Raw genomic sequence first — 18,450 nt, forward strand, 5'->3', positions numbered from 1 at the left:
AAGGCAGGTCGCCCAGGCTGCCCGCGGCCCGCCGCCGGACGTGCGATCCGGCGTGCCGGGGGCGGCGCGGCGTGCGCGCCGCCGGTGCCGGGTAGCCTCCCCCCATGGCGGACACCTCCACCCAGTCGATCGTCATCGGCGCGTCACCGGAGCAGGTGGCGGCGGTCATCTGCGACTTCCCGAGCTACCCCGAGTGGACCGAGGCGGTGCGACGGGTGGAGGTGATCGAGGAGTACGAGGACGGTTACGCCAGCCAGGTCCGGTTCACCATCGACGCCGGCGTGATGGCCGACGAGTACGTGCTGGCCTACGAGTACGCCGAGGACCTCTCCCGCATCGAGTGGCACCTGGTGGCGCCCTCGAAGATGCAGAAGTTCCAGCGCGGCTCGTACGACCTGGACGGCAACCCGGACGGCGGCACGACGGTGACCTACACCCTGGCGGTCGAGCTCTCCGTCGGGATGCTCGGCATGTTCCGCCGCAAGGCCGAAAAAATGATCATGGATACGGCGTTGAAGCAGCTCAAGCGCCGGGTAGAAGCATCCGGTGCGGGGCAGTGACGCCTCCGGCGGCAGGGTAGGGGAGCCGAACGTGGGTGCAACGGATCCGGGTTCGGCCCGGGAAGAGGCCGAACGTCTGGTCGCCACGGCGCTGGCCGCCGCCCGGCTGGCCGCGGCCGGCTCGAAGGGCGGTCAGTGGGGTCCGCTCGGTGGGATCGTGTCGAGTGTCCTCGGTCACAGCGGCAGCCCGGGCGGGTCGGCCGGGCCGACCGTGGGCGGTTTCGCCACCGGTGCGGCCGAGTGCTGCGTCTGTCCGGTCTGTCGGGGCATCGCGGCCCTGCGCGATCCCAGTCCCGAGTTCGCCGAGCGCCTCGCCACCGGCGCGGGCGACCTGGCCGCCGGGGTGGCCAGCCTGCTGCGCGCCTTCGCCCCGGCCGAAGCCCCCACCGACGCCTCCCCCGGGCCGGCGACGACCCCCGGCCCGGGCGCCGGGGACGACCACGTGTGGCGCGAGGCCACCCGTAGCGGGCATGATTCTCAGCCGGCACCGGAGCGGGACGTCTGGTCCGCCGCCACGCGGGCGGAGGACGAGGCCGCCCCGGCCGCCGTGCCGCCCGTCGACGTCGCCGGGCCGGCCGCCGCGGTGACCGTCCGGACGTCCACCGACGGGCCCGTGGTCCCCGCGTCCCGGGCTCCCGGCGACGAGGGCGAGCAACCCCCGGGCGACGGGGCCTGACCAACGCACATCCCGACCACGCGCCGGTCGTCCGCCGGCGCCGGTGCGGGCAGCACAGCAGAGGGGAGTGGCAGCGGTGACGCTGACCATCGGAGTCGACGTCGGTGGCACGAAGGTGGCCGGTGGTGTCGTGGACGCCGCGGGCACGGTCCTCGTGCAGGCCCGACGGGACACCCCCGCCGACGACGTCGCCAAAACCCGGGACGTCATCACCGAACTGGTCCGCGACCTGGCGTCGGGGCACGCGGTCTCGGCGGTCGGCATCGGCGCGGCCGGCTGGATCGACGCCAGCCGCTCGACCGTGCTGTTCGCACCGAACCTGGCGTGGCGGGACGAGCCGCTGCGCGACTACGTGAGCGCCGCGACCGGCCTGCCGGTGATCGTGGAGAACGACGGCAACGTGGCGGCCTGGGCGGAGTTTCGCCACGGCGCGGCCCGCGACGCCGACGACTCGATGGTCATGTTCACCATCGGCACCGGCGTCGGCGGTGGCATCGTGCTCGGCGGGGAACTGCTGCGCGGCGCCAACGGCATCGCCGCCGAACTGGGCCACATGCTGACGGTGCCGGACGGCCACCAGTGCGGCTGCGGCCGGCTCGGCTGCATCGAGCAGTACGCCAGCGGCAGCGCCCTGGTGCGGTTCGCCCGCGCCGCCGCCCGACAGGAGCCGCACCGCGCCGGCGCCCTGCTGGAACTGGCCGGCGGCGAGGCCGAGGCCGTCACCGGGCCCATGGTCACCGCCGCCGCGCAGGCCGGCGACCCGGTCTCCACCGAGGCGTTCGCGCAGGTCGGGCGCTGGCTCGGCACCAGCCTGGCCGACATGGCGCAGATCCTCGACCCGCAGGTGCTCGTCGTCGGCGGCGGAGTGATCGACGCCGGGGACCTGCTGCTCGGCCCGACGCGCCGGTCTTTCACCGACGCCCTCGCCCAGCGCAGCCGCCTCCCGGTCGCCGAGATCCGCCCGGCCGAGCTGGGCAACACCGCCGGCGTCATCGGCGCCGCCGACCTGGCCCGCCGGGTCTGAGGGGGCGACCGTGACGCAGAACCCGGGCGTGCCGCTGCGCGTCGTGTCGTACAACATCCACAGCCAGCGGGACGACACGGCCGCGCTGGCGGCGGTGGTCCGCGACGTCCGGCCGGACGTGGTGATCGTGCAGGAGGGGCCGCGCCGGTTCCGGTGGCGGCAGAAGTCGGCGGCGTTGGCGGAGTCGTTCGGCCTGGTGGTGGCGGCCGGTGGGCTGCCCGCGCTGGGCAACCTGCTGCTGACCAGCCTGCGGGTGCGGGTGGTGGCCGACAGGTGCCAGCGCTTCCCGCTCACCCCCGGCCGGCACCTGCGCGGCGCCGCGTACGCCGAGTGCGTGGTGGCCGGCGCGGCCCGCTTCACCCTGGCCGGGTCGCACCTGTCCACCGATCCGGCCGAGCGGCCCGCGCAGGCCGCGCTCTTCAAGCGCGAGCTGGACGCCGCCGGTACGCCGGTGATCGCCGCGGCCGACCTGAACGAGGGGCCGGACGGGCCGGCGTGGGCCACCGTGGCGCGCGGCCTGACCGACGCCGCCGTGGCGATGGACCGGGCCGACCGGCTCACCTACTCCTGCGCGAACCCCCGGCGGCGCATCGACGCCCTCTTCGTCGACCCGCGCATCACGGTGGCCGACTACGACGTGGTGGACACCCCGCAGACCCGCCGCGCCAGCGACCACTTCCCGGTCCTGGTCGACCTGCTGCTGCCCGCCGCCGACTGACCGTCCGCCGCGTTCGGGGCTGGACAACCCGCTCCGTTGTGGAGAGGATGCTGCGCGACCCGGCACTCGTGCCGCACAAAAGGAGATTCCGGTGTCCACCTCCACCGACCACGGCCGGCCCGACCCGGAGGCGAGCACCCTCGCCCTGACCCGCGACGGCCGGCCGGTCTCCGACCGGGGCGACACCGTCTGCGTCGTCGGCGCCGGGGCCAGCGGTCTCACGGCCATCAAGAACCTCAGGGAGCACGGCTTCGGCGTCGACTGCTACGAGCGGGAGACCGGCGTCGGCGGCGCCTGGAACTGGCGGCACGACCGCAGCCCGGTGTACGCGAGCACGCACCTGATCTCGTCGCGGCCGTTCACCCAGTTCCCCGACTTCCCGATGCCGGACGACTGGCCGGACTACCCGCACCACAGCCAGCTGCTGTCGTACTTCGAGCGGTACGCCGACCACTTCGACCTGCGCGGGCACATCTGGTTCGGCACCGAGGTCGTCCGGGTGGAGCCCGTGGCGGGCGACCGCTGGGACGTGACCACCCGCAGCACCGGCGGCTACGGCCCGGAACGCACCTCCCGCTACGCGGCCGTGGTGGTCGCCAACGGCCACAACTGGTCGCCGAAGCTGCCCCGCTACGAAGGGCTGGAGGAGTTCCGGGGCGAGGTCATGCACGCCTCGTCCTACAAGGACCCGGCGCAGCTGCGCGGCAAGCGGGTGCTGGTGGTGGGCGCCGGCAACACCGGCTGCGACATCGCCGTCGAGGCCGCCCAGCAGGCGTCGCGCTGCTGGCACTCCACCCGCCGGGGCTACTGGTACGCCCCGAAGTACGTCCTCGGCCGCCCCGCCGACCAGGTCAACGACGCGCTGCTGGCGCTGCGCGTGCCGCTGCGGGTGCGGCAGTGGCTCTACCACTGGACGCTGCGGCTGACCGTCGGCGACCTGACCCGCTTCGGCCTGCCGAAGCCGGACCACCGGGTCTACGAGACGCACCCGATCGCCAACAGCCAGCTCGTCTACTACGTGGGCCACGGCGAGATCGCGCCGGTGCCGGACGTCGTCCGCTTCCACCCGTACGCCGTCGAGCTCTCCGACGGCCGGGAGATCGACCCGGATCTGGTCGTCTTCGCCACCGGCTACCTGCCGCGCTTCGAGTTCCTCGACCCGAAGGTGCTCGGCGACGACGCGGGCGAGGGCCGCCCGAGGCTCTGGCTGAACGCCTTCGTCCCCGGCCGCCCGACGCTGGCCGTGGCCGGGCTGGTGCAGCCGGACTCGGGTATCTTCCCCCTGTCGCACTGGCAGACGGTGCTCTTCGCCCGGCTGCTGCGGCTGCGCGTGACCCGTCCCGACCGGGCGGCCGCCTTCGCGGACCGGGTGTCGGCGAAGGCGGGGGAGCGGTACGCCGGGCCCGTCAAGGACAGCAGCCGGCACTGGTTCGAGGTGGGCCACGCCGACTACCTGCGCGCCGTCCAGCGCGCGCTGCACGACCTGGAGGGCTCCCGGTGAGCGCGAGGAGTGCTGCGCAGCGGGGCCCCGCAGTCGCGAACGAAAGGCCGGATCCGGTGAGCGCGAGGAGTGCAGCGCAGCGGAGCCCCGCAGTCGCGAACGAAAGGCCGGAACAGTGAGTCAGGTGCGGGTCATGCGGGGGCGGGAGTGGGCCCGCCCGGTCCGCCCGGTCCGGCGTGAGGTCCTCAGCGCGGCCCCCGAGGTGGAGCAGGGGCGTCCGCCGCTGCTCTTCGTACCGGGCTTCGGGCACGGCGCCTGGGCGTTCGCCGAGCACTGGCTCGGCCACGCCGCGTCCCGGGGCTTCCCGGCGTACGCGCTCAGCCTGCGCGGGCACGGCGACAGCGGGCCGGCGCCGGAGGCGACGCTGCGGGCGTACGCCCACGACGTGACCCAGGTGGCGGCGGGCCTGCCGCGCCAGGCGGTGCTGGTGGGGCACGGCGCCGGGGCCCTGGTGGTCGCCCACGCGCTGGCCCGCTACCCGGCCCGGGCCGCGGTGCTGGTCGCGCCGGTGCTCGGCGGCTGGGCGACGTTCGGGGCGGCGCTGCGCCGCAACCCGCTCGGCACGCTGCCGGCGGTGTTCGGTGGGCCGCTACGGCTGCACCGCCGCCAGCTGTTCAGCCGGGAGCTGCCCGAGGCGGAGTCCCGGCGGTACGCGGCCCGGCTGGGCCGGGCCGGCCGGCGGGCCCAGTGGCAGCTGCTGACCGGGCGGGCCGCGGAGCCGGCGGTGGGCGACCCGCCGGTGCTGGTGCTGGGCAGCCCCGACGACCGGGTCGTCCCGGCGGCGGCGCTGACCCGGGCGGCCCGGCGGTACGGCTCGGCTCCGCTGCTCTTCCCCGGCATGGGGCACGACATGATGCTCGACGCCCGGTGGCGGGAGCCGGTCGACGCGATCCTGGACTGGCTGGAGAAGGACCCGGCACCGACCGGCCGGCCCTGACCGACCCGGGCCACGCCGCCACCCGGCCCGGTCTGGCCCGCCCGGCCCGGTCTGGCCCGGCCGTCCGAGCCCGCCCGGCGGTGACCGACCCGGGCCGGTCCGCCGGCGTCAGCCGGCGGCCCCCAGCCGGGTCAGCAGGGAGCCGCTGTCGTCGAGGGCGGAGAGGTAGGAGCGGGCCCACGCCCGGATGTCGTGCCGGTGCAGGTGCGCCCGCATGGTCCGCATCCGCGCGCCGAGGTCGTCGGGGCTGCCCCGCAGCGCGGCGAGCAGCCCCTGCTTGAGCCCCTCCAGGTCGTGCGGGTTGACCAGGTACGCCTGCGGCAGCTCGGCGGCGGCGCCGGCGAACTCGCTGAGCAGCAGCGCGCCCGTCCCGTCGACCCGGGCGGCCACGTACTCCTTGGCGACGAGGTTCATCCCGTCACGCAGCGGGGTGACCGCCATCACGTCGGCGACCCGGTAGAGCGCGGCCAGCTCGGCGCGGTCGAACGGCTGGGTCAGGTAGTGGATGGCCGGCTCGCCGACCCGGCCGAACTCGCCGTTGATCCGCCCGACCTCGCGTTCCACCCGCTCGCGGAGGATCTGGTACTGCCCGACCCGTTCCCGGCTGGGCACCGCCACCTGCACGAGCACGGTGTCGCGCACCTTGACGTGCCCGCCGGCGAGCAGCTCGCTGTACGCCTTGAGCCGCTGCTCGATGCCCTTGGTGTAGTCCATCCGGTCGACGCTGAGGATCACCTGCTCGGGACTGCCGAGGTCGTGGCGCAGCCGGGCGGCCCGGTCGACCACGTCGGGCCGGGTGGCCAGCGCGGCCATCTCCACGGTGTCGATGGAGACGGGGAAGGCGCCGATCCGGACCACCCGGTCGTCGACGGTGATCCGCCGATCGGTGGCGGGGACCTCCAGCACCTTCGCCACGAGCTGGGCGAAGTTGTGCGCGGCCTGGGAGCGCTGGAAGCCGATCAGGTCGGCGCCGAGCATTCCGCGCAGCAGTTCGGCGCGGCGCGGGAGCTGCATGAACAGCTCGGGTGGCGGGAAGGGCACGTGCAGGAAGAAGCCGATCCGAAGGTCCGGCCGCAGCTCCCGGAGCAGGCCGGGCACCAGTTGCAGGTGGTAGTCCTGCACCCAGACCACCGCGCCGGGCTCGGCCATGTCGGCCGTGGCCTCGGCGAACCGCTGGTTGACCCGCTGGTACGCCTCCCACCAGCGCCGGTGGTACTCCGGTTGCTCCACCGAGTCGTGGTAGAGCGGCCAGAGGGTGGCGTTGGCGAACCCCTCGTAGTGGTCGCGCAGGTCGTCGGCGCTCAGCGCGACGGTGTGCATGCGGACGCCGTCCACGTCGGGCAGCGCGGGCGCCGGACCGGTGCCGCCGGCCCACCCGACCCACGTCGCCGGGGTGTGCCGCAGGAGGGGATGGAGGGCGCTGACGAGGCCGCCGGGACTGCGGCGCCATTCGCAGGCGCCGTCGGGCGCCACACTGTCGTCGATGGGCAGGCGGTTGGCGACCACCACGAGGGAACTCTGTCGCATCTCGGGCATTCCGATCAGCAGGGGAGTGACCGCCGCAGCGGAGGAACAACCGGGCAGTCAGCGAGGGATGTGACGGACAGCGGTATTCCTACTGACAGTAAGTTACACCAGTGTTGCGCCCCCGGCGCGGGGCGTCCGTCGTCCCGGGATGCGGGCAGGAACGCCGGTGGGCGGGCCGCCGGTCAGACGACCGCGCCGTCGTCTGGGTCGCGCTCGTCGTCGTCACCGGGCCGCAGCCGCCAGATCAGCGCGACGAAGCCGGCCAGGATGCCGGTGAAGCCGAACAGGTTGACCACCGAGGGGTCGGCCACCGGGAAGACCGAGGGGAACAGGAAGAGCACGAAGCCGAGCACCATGGCCAGCACGCCGACCACCGCGTACTTCGAGAAGCGCGGCAGGGGCGGGGGCGGCGGCGGGGTGTAGCGCTCGTCCTCCGACTCGTCGTCGGGCAGGTCCGCGCCGAAGGTGTCCAGCCCGTCGAGCAGCGACGGCTCGTCCTGCCGGCCCCGGGAGAGGGAGACGCCCGAGATGTCGGCCGCGTAGGGCAGCCGGCGCACGTCGGTGGCGGTCGGCCCGGCGGGCTCGTCGGCCGTGCCGAGGGTCACCGGACCGCCGGCGGGTCCGGGCGTGTCGTCCACGTCCTCGGCGGCGGGCCACGGGTTGTCGCCGCCGCGGGGAGCGGTGGTGTGGAAGCCGGCGACGATGCGGGCCCACTCGGCCTCGATGTCCGGCTCGTCGTCGCGGGGCTTCTCGGGGGCCGTCTCGTCCGCGAGCTGGGTCAGGTAGTCCCGCGCGGTCCTCAGGTGCGACCGGTCGACGTAGAGCCGGTCGACGGGGCGGGGCGGGACGGTGGTGGTGCGGGTGACCGGGTTCAGGTCGGCCGAGGGCTGGAGGTAGGCGGCGATCCCGCCGGCGGCCAGGACGTCGAGCAGGTGCTCACCGACGCGCGGATCCACGTCGCCGGCGACGGCGTACTCGCTCGCGTCGAGCCCGTTGTCCCGCCGTCCCCGGCGGGCACCACCCGCTGACACCGGACATCCTCCTCATCACGCGCCCGCGGCGCGGTCGCCTGAGCCCCCTCGGCGCCCACCGCACGCCGTGCCTTGAATCGTGACACGTCCGGACCCGGTTCCGGGAGTGCCTTGTGGCGCGGCGTACGAAGTCAGAGCCCCTGCCGCAGGTGGCGACAGGGGATTTATGTCCGTTCTTGCTGAATGCTTTTCAACGGAGCCCCCGTCGGCGGTGCCGCCCGGGACACCGCCGTCGCGCGGGCCGACCGCCGGTCAGTCCGGGGCGGGCGACGCCCCCGGCCGCACCAGGCCGCTCTCGTACGCCGCCACGACGAGCTGCGACCGGTCCCGCGCGCCAAGCTTGGCCAGCAGCCGGCTCACGTACGTCCGGGCGGTCGCCGGGCTGATGTGCAGGACCGCGCCGATCTCGTCGTTCGACCGGCCGGCGGCGACCTCGGCCAGCACCTCCCGCTCCCGGGCGGTCAGCGAGCCCAGCCGGGCCGGGTCCGGCTCCCGCCCGCCGGCGCGCACCGCCGCCATGACCCGCCGGGTCACCGCGGGGGAGAGCAGGGCCTCCCCGGCCCGGACGATCCGCACCGCTCCCCGCAGCTCGTCGGGGCCGGTGTCCTTGAGCAGGAAGCCGGACGCGCCGGCCCGGATCGCCTCGAAGACGTACTCGTCGGTGTCGAACGTGGTGAGCACGACGACCCGCACGTCGGTGAGCCGCTCGTCGGCGACGATCCGGCGGGTGGCCTCGATGCCGTCCGTGCCCGGCATCCGGACGTCCATCAGCAGGACGTCCGGCCGCTCGGTGACCGCCAGCCGGTACGCCGCGTCGCCGTCGCCCGCCTCGCCGACGATCTCGATGTCCGGCGCCCGGTTCAGCAGCGCGCGCAGCCCCGCGCGGACCAGGTGCTGGTCGTCGACGAGTCCCACCCGGATCACGTGGTCCCTCCCAGGGGTAGTTCGGCGCGTACCTCGAATCCGCCGCCGGGTCGGTTGCCGGCGGTGATCGTGCCCCCGAGCAGGGCGGTGCGCTCCCGCATGCCGCCGAGCCCGTACCCGCGCGGGGCGTCCTCGCGCTGCCCACGGCCGTCGTCGCGGACGGCGACGGCGAGGGCACGGGGGCCGCGGACGACGTCGATCTCGACGCTGCTCGCGCCGGCGTGGCGCAGGGTGTTGGTCAGCGCCTCCTGGATCAGCCGGTGGGCGGTCGAGTCGACGGCGGCGGGCAGGCCGGTCAGCTCGCCGCGCCGGTGGACGGCGACCCGCAGCCCGGTGGCCCGCGCGCCGGCGGCCAGGGCGTCCAGCCCGGCCAGCCCCGCCACCGGTTGCCGGGGCTCGGCCACGGCCGGGTCGCGCAGGAGACCGAGGGTGGTGCGCAGTTCCCGGGCGACCTGGGTGGTGGCCGAGCGGACGTGTCCCAGGGCGGCCCGGGCGGCGGCCGGGTCGTCGTCGAGGGCCTCGTCGGCCACGCCGGCGTGCAGCGAGATGACGGAGATGTGGTGGGCGATCACGTCGTGCAGGTCCCGGGCGATCCGGAGCCGTTCCTCCTCGACCCGGCGGGCGGCCTCCCGGGCGTGGTCGCGTTCCAGCTGCCGCAGTCGCCACCGTTGCTCCCGGCGCCGCAGCCGCCGGGACCGCACCCCGTCGCCGAGGGCGATCGCGGCGGCCATGATGGCGACGCTGGAGGCCAGCTCGAAGCCTATGAGGTACGCGACGCTCGTGCCCCCCATGGCGCGGAACGCGGTGGAGAGGACGAGCAGGCCGAGCCCGACGAGCACCGCCCAGCGCAGCTGCCCGGCCTCGGCCGCCGAGTAGAGCGCCGCGGCGAGGGGGAGGGCCAGCCCGACCGGCGGGTAGCCGGCCACGTAGTAGGCGACCAGGCCGGCGGCGCTGACCACGAGCACGGTGGTCGGCGCGCGGCGGCGCAGCAGCACGAGCGCGCCGAGCCCGACGGCGAACAGGTAGGCGGGGACGTCGCGCCCCCGGTCGCCGCCCACGTTCGCGGTGATCGCCAGCGCCACGACGGTCGAGACGGCGACGCCGATGAGCAGGTCCAGCACCGTGGCCCGGCGCAGCCGGACCAGCCCGCCCGCCGCCGGGCCGGCTTCCCGCTGCGCCTCGGCCACCCGCACACCCCCGAGCGTAGGTCCCGCCGGCCGCCCTGCGGAGCCGACGGGTGTCCCCACCGGTCGTCGCCCTGCGCGGTATCCACGGCCGACGGCGGTACGTCGACAGGCGACACCGGTCCGCCGTCCGCCGCCGTTGCCCGCCCCCGGCGTCCGTTCATCGGCGTCCGGCGTGGACGGCGGCGCGTCGCGGGCCGGATCACGTTATGGCGGCCGGCATCGGGTTCGTAGGCTCATGCCCACGACCGACCCGCGGGCGACCGCGGTGGCGTCGCGACCACCTCTGTGAAGGGACGCCGGTGCTGTACTGGCTGATGAAGTACGTCCTCCTCGGCCCGCTGCTGAGGCTGGTCTTCCGCCCGCAAATCGAGGGGCTGCACCACGTGCCCGACACCGGGCCGGTGATCCTCGCCAGCAACCACCTGTCGTTCTCCGACTCGATCTTCACGCCGCTGGTCGTGAAGCGGCGGGTCACGTTCATCGCCAAGGCCGAGTACTTCACCGGCAAGGGCGTCAAGGGCTGGCTGACCAAGATGTTCTTCGTCGGCTCCGGCACCATCCCGGTCGACCGCTCGGGCGGCCGGGCGGCCCGGGCGGCCCTCGACACCCAGCTGCGGGTGCTGCGCGGCGGCGGCATCGCCGGCATCTATCCCGAGGGCACCCGCTCGCCGGACGGGCGGCTCTACCGGGGCAAGACCGGCGTGGCCCGGCTGGCCCTGGAGAGCGGCGCCCCGGTGGTCCCGACGGCGATGCTCAACGCCGACGAGATCCAGCCGCCCGGCAAGCTGATCCCCAAGATCGCCCGGGTGCGGATCCGGTTCGGCCCGCCGCTGGACTTCTCGCGCTACACGGGGATGGCCGGCGACCGGTTCGTCGAGCGCGCGGTGACCGACGAGATCATGTACGAGCTGATGGAGCTCTCCGGCCGCGAGTACGTCGACATGTACGCCCAGAAGGCCAAGAACCCGCCCACCGGCCCCACCCCCCGCGAACCGGTTCCCGCCTGACGGGCCTGCCCTGCGCGTCGCCGGTCAGCAGGCCACGGCCGTGCCGGCGGGGTTGGTCGAGGTCGCCGGGGGGCGGGCCAGCTCCAGCAGGACGGGGGCGTCGTTGCGCAGCGCGAAGGCGCGCAGCTCGGCCAGCTCCGGGCGGCCCGCCGTCGGCTCGCCGGCCCGCTCCAGCTCCACCGTCGCGAAGGTCAGCGCGAGCATCCGGTCGGTCACGTCCGGGATGCCGGCGTAGATCTCGGCGCCGGCCAGGTGCAGCTCCGCGGCCCGCCGGTGGTCGCCGTCCGCGGCGGCCAGCGCGCCGGTCACCGTCCGCCGCGCCGCCTCCGACCAGGGCGTGCGGTGACCCACCTGGTCCAGCATCGCGCGCACCCGGGCCGCCGAGTTGCGCCCGGCGAGGCTGGCCGCGTACCCGGCCGCCGCGATCCACTCGCCGCTGGCCAGGGCCGGCACGGCCGACCAGGAGTCGGCCAGCTCGTCGATCAGCGCCGCCGCCTCCTCCCGGCGCCCCTGCAACGCCCGGCAGAGCGCGCCCATCCCCAGCATCGTCCAGTGCAACCGGTGGAAGCCGCTGCGCCGCGCGGCGTCGAGCGCGGCCGCCACGTCGTCGCGGAACGCGCTGGCGTCGCCGGCCTGGGCGCGGGCCGGCGGCACCCGCCCGCCCCGCAGCACCAGCAGGCAGGAACGCAGGCCACGGACCTGCATGTCCCAGCTGCCCGTCGGGGTGTCCACGAAGGCCTCGGCGGCGGCCAGCAGCCGGTCGAAGTCGCCCTCGAACCAGGCGCGCATCGCCTCCGCCGAGTAGCTCGTGGTCAGCGTCTGCCCGCTGGCCTTGCGCTTCGGCAACGACGACAGCAGCGCGTCGGAGCGCAGCCAGTCGCCCTCCTCGCAGACGGCGTAGACGAGGTTCTGGATGGCCCGGGGCAGGGCGATCAGCTGGTTGGCGCGGCTGACCTCCACGATCGCGTGCAGCTCGTCCAGGCCGGACCGGTCGCCCGCCTGGTAGCGGGCGATGGCCGAGGTGATCTGGGCGTTGGTCCGGGTCTCGGTCAGTCCCAGCCGCTCGCCGATCTCCGCCGCCCGTTCGGCCGCGGCGACCGCCGGATCCCGCTCGTAGTTCAGCATGTGCAGCCGGCCCAGCTCGGCGTAGGCGTCCGCCTTCTGGGGGCTGTCCGGCAGCGGGGCGAAGAGCTGCACGGCCCGGTCGAGGCAGGCCAGGGCGGCGGCCCGGTCGGCGCGCAGCCACGCGGCCTGACCGAGCAGCGTCCAGGCGCGCGCCGCGCAGGCGTCGTCGCCGTGCGCCAGCAGCCGGTCGGCGAGCGCCTGCACCTGCTCGGGGCCGCCGCCGGAGAGGAAGCCGTTGCCGTCCCGGTAGAAGGAGATCTCGGTGCTGAGCAGCTCCAGCTGGAGCCGGCCGACCGGGTCGGAGTCGTCCGCCAGCCCGAGCGCCCGGCCCGCGTGGCTCGCCGCGGCGTCGAGGCTGTGCAGCGCGTACGCCCGGCGGGCCGCCCGGTGCAGCGCGGCCCGGGCGGCACTGGCGTAGCCACCGATCTCCATGCCCAGCGTCCGGGCGATCTCGTGGGCCGCCCACCGGTGGTGGGCCAGCACCTCGGCCAGGTCGGTGTCCCGGCTCTGCGAGAGCATGTCCAGCCACTGTGCCGTCCGCTCGTGCCGCGCCACCCGCTCGGTGCGGGGCAGCCGCTGGTAGCAGACGTCGCGCACCAGCACGTGCCGGAACCGGTACTCCGGCTGCCCGGCCATGGTGGAGGCGGCCTGCTCGTGCACGAAGTCGCGCTGCTCCAGCCGGCGCAGCGCGCGCTCCACCGACTCGACGGGCTGCCCGAGCGCGGCGGCCACGGCCCCCGGCCAGAACTGCACGCCGACCACGGCGGCGGCCAGCAGCACCGTGCGTTCCTTGGCGTCGAGCAGGTCGATGCGGTTGGCGATGACGGCGTGCACGCTCTCCGGCATCGGCAGGTCGAGGTGCTTCTCCAGCGACCAGCCCCGCCCGGACTGGCGCAGCGCGCCCTGCTCGATGAGCATCCGGACGTACTCGTGGGCGTAGAGCGGGTTGCCGCCGGCGACCTCGATCAGCGGGGTGAGCATGTCGGCGGAGAAGGCCGCCCGGCCGAACATGTGGGCGTAGAGCGCGGCGATGCCCGTGTCCCGCAGCGGGGGCAGGGTGATGGTCACCGAGCCGGTGATCGTCCCCGCCCAGCTCGGGTCCCGGTCGACGAGTTCCGGCCGGGCGGTGCAGAGCAGCAGCAGCGGCACGTCCCGGGCGGCGGTGCCGAGCAGCTCCACGAAGCGCAGCATCGCGTCGTCGGCCCAGTGCAGGTCCTCGAAGACCAGCACGGTCGGCCGGCGCGCGGCCAGGGCGAGCAGGAAGCGCCGCCACGCCGACTCGGTCTCCTCGGCCGGCAGCGCGGTCCCCGGCAGGCCCACCAGCGGCCGCAGGGCGTCGACGAGGCGCTGCCGCTCGCCCGGGCCGACCAGCTCGCCGACGGCCGAGGCGAGCCGCTGGGCGGCGCTCGACGCCGGGTCGGTGTCCAGGATGCCGGCCTCGGACTTGACGATGTCGGCCAGCGCCGCGAACGTCACGTTCTCGCCGAACGGCGGGCACCGCCCGATCCGCCAGGTCAGCGGCTCGTCGACCAGCCGGTCCACGTGCCGGTACAGCTCCCGCACCAGCCGGCTCTTGCCCAGCCCGGCCCGGCCGAAGACGGTCACCACCTGCGGGCGCCGGTCGCGCAACGACCGGTGCAGGGCGTTGACCAGCATCCCCAGCTCGTGTTCGCGGTCGATCAGCGGCGTGACGTCCGGCTGCCGGTCGGTCTGCTGCCGGCGCACCGGGGATAGGGCCAGCCACACCTCGGTGGTCGTCGACCGCCCGCGCAGGGTGACCGGCGGCTGCTCCGAGTAGCGGATGGCGTCGCGGGTGAGGCCGTGCGTCACGCCGCAGACCAGCACCCCGCCCGGCGGCGCGACGGACTGCATCCGGGAGGCCGTGTTGACCACGTCGCCGGCCACGATCGCCTGGCCGCCGTCGCGGGCGGCGGCCACGTCGACCAGCGCCTCGCCGGTGGCCACGCCGACCCGGAAGCGCAGCGCGTCCGCGCCGGTGGGGGCGAACCGGGTCAGCACCCGTTGCAGCTCCAGGCCGGCCCGGACGCAGCGCAGCGCGTCGGTCTCGGTCGCCACGGGCGCGCCGAACAGGGCCATCACCGCGTCGCCGATGTACTTCTCCACCACCCCGCCGTACTGCCCGACGACCCGGCGGGCGGCCGAGAAGAACCCGGTCTGCATGCCGCGGACCAGCTCCGGGTCCGCCCGCTCGACGTACGGGGTGAAGTCGATCAGGTCGACGAAGAGCACGCTGACCCGGCGGCGGTCCTCCTGCGGGGCCGGCTGCCGCTGGGTGCCCGGCCGGGCCGCGCCGCAGGAGGTGCAGAACGCCACGTCCCGCGCGAGCGGGCGGAGGCAGTGCGGACAGACCGCGCCCAGCTCGTTGCCGCAGCCGCCGCAGAAGCGGTCGCCCCCGGCGGCCGTGCGTCCACAACGGTCACACTGCGTGGCGATGACACCCTCCACTGGCGATCCCGCCGGCGCCGGGATCGGCACCGTGCAGGTGTCAGTATCGCTGTCTGTCAGGTTGTCGGGTACCGGGCTGTTGGTTTGTGGACAGTCCACCGGCCGGTCCTGCCGTTACAGTCAGGCGGCTGATTTTCGACCATTGACCACAGGGGGATTCCCGATGGTGTACGTGATGTTGCAGAGCGACTGGACCGACGGCAACGGGGTGAGCCACCTCGCGGGCGACTCCGTCGACGTGGACGCCGCCACGCTGGCCGCGCTCCAGGCGCAGGGGATCGTCAGCGAGCAGTCCGGCGGCGGCAAGGACGGCACGGAGTGGGTCGGGCCGGGCAGCACCACCAACTGGGTCGGGCCGGGCAGCGCCACTCCCTGACACCCCCACACGCGGAAGGGGCCGGAGCAACCGCTCCGGCCCCTTCTTCGCGTACGTCTCAGCGCTCGCTCATCCCGGCGCGGCGGCGCAGCGCCGCCACGTCGGTGACCACGATCCGCCGGCCCTCCGTGCGCAGCCAGCCCCGGTTGGCGAACGACCCGATGGCCTGGTTGACGCTCTGCCGCGAGCCGCCGGCCATCTCCGCGAGCTGGCTCTGGTTGAGCTCGATGGTGATCATCGGGGCCTGGCTCTCGCCGGCCAGCCGCACCAGGGTCTTGGCCACCCGGCCGGGCAGGTCCAGGAAGACGTGGTCGGCGTTCTGCTCGGTCAGCCGGCGGATCAGCCCGCCGAGCGAGCGCATCACCGCGTCGAGGATGCGTGGGTTGGAGTGCACCAGCTCCATGAAGGCGCCCCGGGACAGCGCGAGCGCCTGGCAGTCCTCGATCGCCTCGGCCGAGGCGGACCGGGTGGAGGCGTCGAGCAGGGAGACCTCGCCCAGCACGTCCGGGGGACGGATGACCGACAGCACGGCGCGCTCGCCGGTCGGCGCGGTGCGGAAGACCGCGACCGCGCCCCGGCGCAGGACGATGAGGGACTCGCCCGGGTCGTTCTCGACGAAGAGCAACTGACCCTTGCGGTACGTGCGGGGGACCGCCGCGGCGATCACCCGCTGCCGGACCTCCGGCTCCAGCCCGGCGAACATCTCCACACCCGTGAGCGCGTCACCCGGCTCCGGTAGGCGCATCTCCACGGCCCAACCCCTCCCCGGTCAAGGACCACAACTCGCTCACCGGGTGAACCTGAAGGCCCTCGACGAGGTGAACTGACACCGGTTCGGCGTCCGGTAGCGGTACACATCAGATCATGACGCTCCGGTCGCTTGCTGTACACCCCTCAAATCACTTCCGTGACACTCCCGAGCTGCGGCGACCGGGGTGGTGGGGGGCGATCCGGCCGCCCCGCCCGCCGGGACGCCGGGGGCGTGGGCGAGGATGACGGGTGATGGTCTACCGCTACTTCTACGACTGCGAGTTCATCGAGGACGGCCGGCTCGTCGACCTGGTGTCGATCGGCGTCGTCGACGAGTACGGCCGCGAGTTCTACGCCGTCTCGACCGAGTTCGACGACTCGCGGGCCGTGCCCTGGGTGCGCCGCAACGTGCTCGACAAGCTGCCCTCCCCGGCGAACCGTGCCTGGCGCTCCCGCGAGCGCATCCGCGACGAGCTGTACGACTTCCTCGTCGAGCCGGTCCGGGACCGCCCGGGCGAGCAACTGGAGCTCTGGGCCTGGTACGCCGCGTACGACCACGTTGTCCTGGCGCAGCTGTGGGGCGCCATGCCGGCGCTGCCCCGGGAGATCCCCCGGTTCACCAAGGACCTGCGTCAGCTCTGGGACGACCGGGGCCGGCCGCCCCTGCCGGACGCCGACGCGGCGCGGCACGACGCGCTGGTCGACGCCCGGCACAACCTGGCCCGGTGGCGGGCGATGACCGGTTCGTAGGTTTGGTCGGTTCTGTCCCGGGCACCGGTGCGACGTCGAGCCGATGTGAGGGAGCGTCCCATGAGCAACGAACCGACAAGCGCCGCCGAGGCCCGGGGCCGGGTCACCGAGCTGGTCCGGGAGGCGCGGATCTGCATGCTGACCACGACCGCGGTGGACGGCCGGATGGTGAGCCGTCCGATGGGCCTGCAGGAGGCGGAGTTCGACGGGGACCTGTGGTTCTTCGCGTACGCCGACTCCGCCAAGGTCCGGCAGATCCGCGTGAACCCGGAGGTCAACGTCTCCTTCTCCGACTCCCGGCGCAACGCCTGGGTGTCGGTCTCGGGCACGGCTCGGGAGGGGTACGACCGGGCGAAGGCCGAACAGCTGTGGAACCCGCTGCTGAAGGCATGGTTCCCGGACGGGCTGGAGACGCCCGGGCTCACCCTGGTCAAGGTGCACGCCAGCTCCGCGGAGTACTGGGACTCGCCGTCGAGCACCGTGGTCAACCTGTTCGGCTACGCGAAGGCGGCGGTGACCGGCAAGCCGCCGAAGGCGGGGGAGAACCACGAGGTCAGCTACTGACCGGTAGGCCGACCGGCCGGTGGAACCGGCCCGGGGCGCGGTGTCGGCGCACACCCGCGGCGACTACAGTGCGCACTGACGGCCCGCCCCGGGCCGGCAACGGCGCCGATGGTCTGATCCGACACATATCCTGGGGCAAATCGGGCTACACCTGATGCTCCAGGAGGATGAGCAGATCATGCGTATCGGCGTGCTCACCGGCGGCGGCGACTGCCCAGGTCTCAACGCGGTCATCCGGGCGGTGGTCCGCAAGGGCGTCGCCAGCTACGGCCACGAGTTTGTGGGTTTCCGGGACGGCTGGAAGGGCCCGTTGGAGGGCCTGTCCCGCCCCCTGGGCATCGCGGAGGTCCGCGGCATCCTGCCGCGCGGCGGCACCATCCTCGGCTCGTCCCGGACCAACCCCTTCAAGATCGAGAACGGCGTCGAGCGGATCAAGGAGAACCTCGCCGCGCAGGGCGTGGACGCGCTCATCGCGATCGGCGGCGAGGACACCCTCGGCGTGGCCACCAAGCTGCACGAGCTCGGGGTCCACGTGATCGGCGTGCCGAAGACGATCGACAACGACCTCGGCGCCACCGACTACACCTTCGGCTTCGACACCGCCGTCAACATCGCGATGGAGGCGATCGACCGGCTGCACACCACCGCCGAGAGCCACCACCGCACCCTGGTGGTCGAGGTGATGGGCCGGCACGCCGGCTGGATCGCCCTGCACGCCGGCCTGGCCGGCGGCGCCAACGTGATCCTGCTGCCGGAGCGGCAGTTCGACGTCGAGCAGGTCGCCGGCTACGTCGAGAAGCGCTTCCAGCACCAGTACGCCCCGATCGTCGTGGTCGCCGAGGGCGCCCAGCCGCTGGACGGCCAGATGGTCCTGCACAACCAGGAGCTCGACGCGTTCGGCCACGTCCGCCTCGGCGGCATCGGCCAGTGGCTCGCCGAGCAGTTGGAGGCCAAGACTGGCAAGGAGGCCCGCACGGTCGTGCTCGGGCACATCCAGCGCGGCGGCACCCCGAGCGCCTTCGACCGGGTGCTCGCCACCCGGCTCGGTCTCCAGGCGATCGACGCGGTTCACGAGGGTGACTGGGGCAAGATGGTCGCCATGCAGAGCACGGACATCGTCCGCGTCCCGCTGGCCGAGGCCACCCGCGAGCTGAAGACCGTGCCGCTGGAGCGGTACGCCGAGGCCGAGGTCTTCTTCGGCAGCTGATCCATCCGCGGCGTGGGGGGGGGGGGGGCTGGGGGCCCCCCGCGCCCCCGGGGGGGGGGGGGGGGGGGGGGGGGGGGGGGGGGGGGGGGGGCACAGGGGGGGGGACAGGGGGGCCCCCCG

Annotated in this window: 17 protein-coding genes; 11 read left to right on the top strand and 6 right to left on the bottom strand. The window is 74.5% G+C overall.

Annotation, left to right across the window (positions count from 1 at the left end; all coding sequences use genetic code 11):
• Positions 1 to 104 precede the first annotated feature (104 nt).
• From AB0G08_RS15010 to AB0G08_RS15035, 6 genes are all read left to right on the top strand, one after another.
• Positions 105 to 560 carry an SRPBCC family protein gene (locus tag AB0G08_RS15010; RefSeq protein ID WP_358087446.1) on the top strand — a complete coding sequence of 152 codons (456 nt, stop codon included), beginning with the start codon at positions 105 to 107 and terminating at the stop codon, positions 558 to 560.
• Between the two features lie 31 nt (positions 561 to 591).
• The gene (locus AB0G08_RS15015) at positions 592 to 1,236 is read left to right on the top strand and encodes a hypothetical protein (protein ID WP_358087448.1); all 645 of its coding nucleotides are present in this window, start codon (positions 592 to 594) and stop codon (positions 1,234 to 1,236) included.
• A 76-nt stretch (positions 1,237 to 1,312) separates the two neighbouring features.
• The gene (locus AB0G08_RS15020) at positions 1,313 to 2,260 is read left to right on the top strand and encodes an ROK family glucokinase (RefSeq protein ID WP_358087450.1); all 948 of its coding nucleotides are present in this window, start codon (positions 1,313 to 1,315) and stop codon (positions 2,258 to 2,260) included.
• Positions 2,261 to 2,270: 10 nt separating this feature from the next.
• Positions 2,271 to 2,978 carry an endonuclease/exonuclease/phosphatase family protein gene (locus AB0G08_RS15025; protein ID WP_358087452.1) on the top strand — a complete coding sequence of 236 codons (708 nt, stop codon included), beginning with the start codon at positions 2,271 to 2,273 and terminating at the stop codon, positions 2,976 to 2,978.
• Positions 2,979 to 3,069: 91 nt separating this feature from the next.
• Positions 3,070 to 4,479 carry an NAD(P)-binding domain-containing protein gene (locus AB0G08_RS15030; protein WP_358087454.1) on the top strand — a complete coding sequence of 470 codons (1,410 nt, stop codon included), beginning with the start codon at positions 3,070 to 3,072 and terminating at the stop codon, positions 4,477 to 4,479.
• A gap of 133 nt (positions 4,480 to 4,612) precedes the next feature.
• On the top strand, positions 4,613 to 5,416 hold the full coding sequence (locus tag AB0G08_RS15035) for an alpha/beta fold hydrolase (protein ID WP_358087557.1): 804 nt from the start codon (positions 4,613 to 4,615) through the stop codon (positions 5,414 to 5,416).
• Between the two features lie 108 nt (positions 5,417 to 5,524).
• Here the strand turns inward: AB0G08_RS15035 and AB0G08_RS15040 are convergent, their stop codons facing one another.
• The 4 genes from AB0G08_RS15040 to AB0G08_RS15055 form a co-directional block, all read right to left on the bottom strand.
• Positions 5,525 to 6,943, bottom strand: coding sequence for a trehalose-6-phosphate synthase (locus tag AB0G08_RS15040; protein WP_358087456.1), 1,419 nt, complete (start codon positions 6,941 to 6,943; stop codon positions 5,525 to 5,527).
• A 182-nt stretch (positions 6,944 to 7,125) separates the two neighbouring features.
• Positions 7,126 to 7,974, bottom strand: a complete 849-nt coding sequence (locus tag AB0G08_RS15045) for a DUF308 domain-containing protein (RefSeq protein ID WP_358087458.1) — start codon at positions 7,972 to 7,974, stop codon at positions 7,126 to 7,128.
• A gap of 252 nt (positions 7,975 to 8,226) precedes the next feature.
• Positions 8,227 to 8,898, bottom strand: coding sequence for a response regulator transcription factor (locus AB0G08_RS15050; protein ID WP_358087460.1), 672 nt, complete (start codon positions 8,896 to 8,898; stop codon positions 8,227 to 8,229).
• The gene (locus tag AB0G08_RS15055; RefSeq protein ID WP_358087461.1) at positions 8,895 to 10,091 is read right to left on the bottom strand and encodes a histidine kinase; all 1,197 of its coding nucleotides are present in this window, start codon (positions 10,089 to 10,091) and stop codon (positions 8,895 to 8,897) included. The genes AB0G08_RS15050 and AB0G08_RS15055 overlap by 4 nt, the downstream gene beginning before the upstream one ends.
• A 293-nt stretch (positions 10,092 to 10,384) precedes the next feature.
• On the opposite strand from AB0G08_RS15055, the gene AB0G08_RS15060 reads away from it, so the two are divergent.
• On the top strand, positions 10,385 to 11,092 hold the full coding sequence (locus AB0G08_RS15060) for a lysophospholipid acyltransferase family protein (protein ID WP_358087462.1): 708 nt from the start codon (positions 10,385 to 10,387) through the stop codon (positions 11,090 to 11,092).
• A gap of 24 nt (positions 11,093 to 11,116) precedes the next feature.
• On the opposite strand, the gene AB0G08_RS15065 is transcribed toward AB0G08_RS15060, so the two are convergent.
• Positions 11,117 to 14,683, bottom strand: coding sequence for an adenylate/guanylate cyclase domain-containing protein (locus tag AB0G08_RS15065; RefSeq protein WP_358087463.1), 3,567 nt, complete (start codon positions 14,681 to 14,683; stop codon positions 11,117 to 11,119).
• Between the two features lie 163 nt (positions 14,684 to 14,846).
• Between AB0G08_RS15065 and AB0G08_RS15070 the strand changes: the two genes are divergently transcribed.
• On the top strand, positions 14,847 to 15,059 hold the full coding sequence (locus AB0G08_RS15070) for a hypothetical protein (RefSeq protein WP_357873175.1): 213 nt from the start codon (positions 14,847 to 14,849) through the stop codon (positions 15,057 to 15,059).
• A 58-nt stretch (positions 15,060 to 15,117) separates the two neighbouring features.
• Here AB0G08_RS15070 and AB0G08_RS15075 read toward each other — a convergent pair whose 3' ends face one another.
• The gene (locus AB0G08_RS15075; protein ID WP_088999194.1) at positions 15,118 to 15,810 is read right to left on the bottom strand and encodes a Crp/Fnr family transcriptional regulator; all 693 of its coding nucleotides are present in this window, start codon (positions 15,808 to 15,810) and stop codon (positions 15,118 to 15,120) included.
• A gap of 251 nt (positions 15,811 to 16,061) precedes the next feature.
• On the opposite strand from AB0G08_RS15075, the gene AB0G08_RS15080 reads away from it, so the two are divergent.
• From AB0G08_RS15080 to AB0G08_RS15090, 3 genes are all read left to right on the top strand, one after another.
• Positions 16,062 to 16,559: a polyadenylate-specific 3'-exoribonuclease AS gene (locus AB0G08_RS15080; RefSeq protein ID WP_358087559.1), complete on the top strand. Its 498-nt coding sequence runs from the start codon at positions 16,062 to 16,064 to the stop codon at positions 16,557 to 16,559.
• A 60-nt stretch (positions 16,560 to 16,619) separates the two neighbouring features.
• The gene (locus AB0G08_RS15085) at positions 16,620 to 17,123 is read left to right on the top strand and encodes a pyridoxamine 5'-phosphate oxidase family protein (RefSeq protein WP_358087464.1); all 504 of its coding nucleotides are present in this window, start codon (positions 16,620 to 16,622) and stop codon (positions 17,121 to 17,123) included.
• Between the two features lie 178 nt (positions 17,124 to 17,301).
• Positions 17,302 to 18,330 carry a 6-phosphofructokinase gene (locus tag AB0G08_RS15090; RefSeq protein WP_132236203.1) on the top strand — a complete coding sequence of 343 codons (1,029 nt, stop codon included), beginning with the start codon at positions 17,302 to 17,304 and terminating at the stop codon, positions 18,328 to 18,330.
• Positions 18,331 to 18,450 lie beyond the last annotated feature (120 nt).

The sequence above is a fragment of the Micromonospora sp. NPDC023644 genome (assembly GCF_040640115.1).
Taxonomy (GTDB): domain Bacteria; phylum Actinomycetota; class Actinomycetes; order Mycobacteriales; family Micromonosporaceae; genus Micromonospora.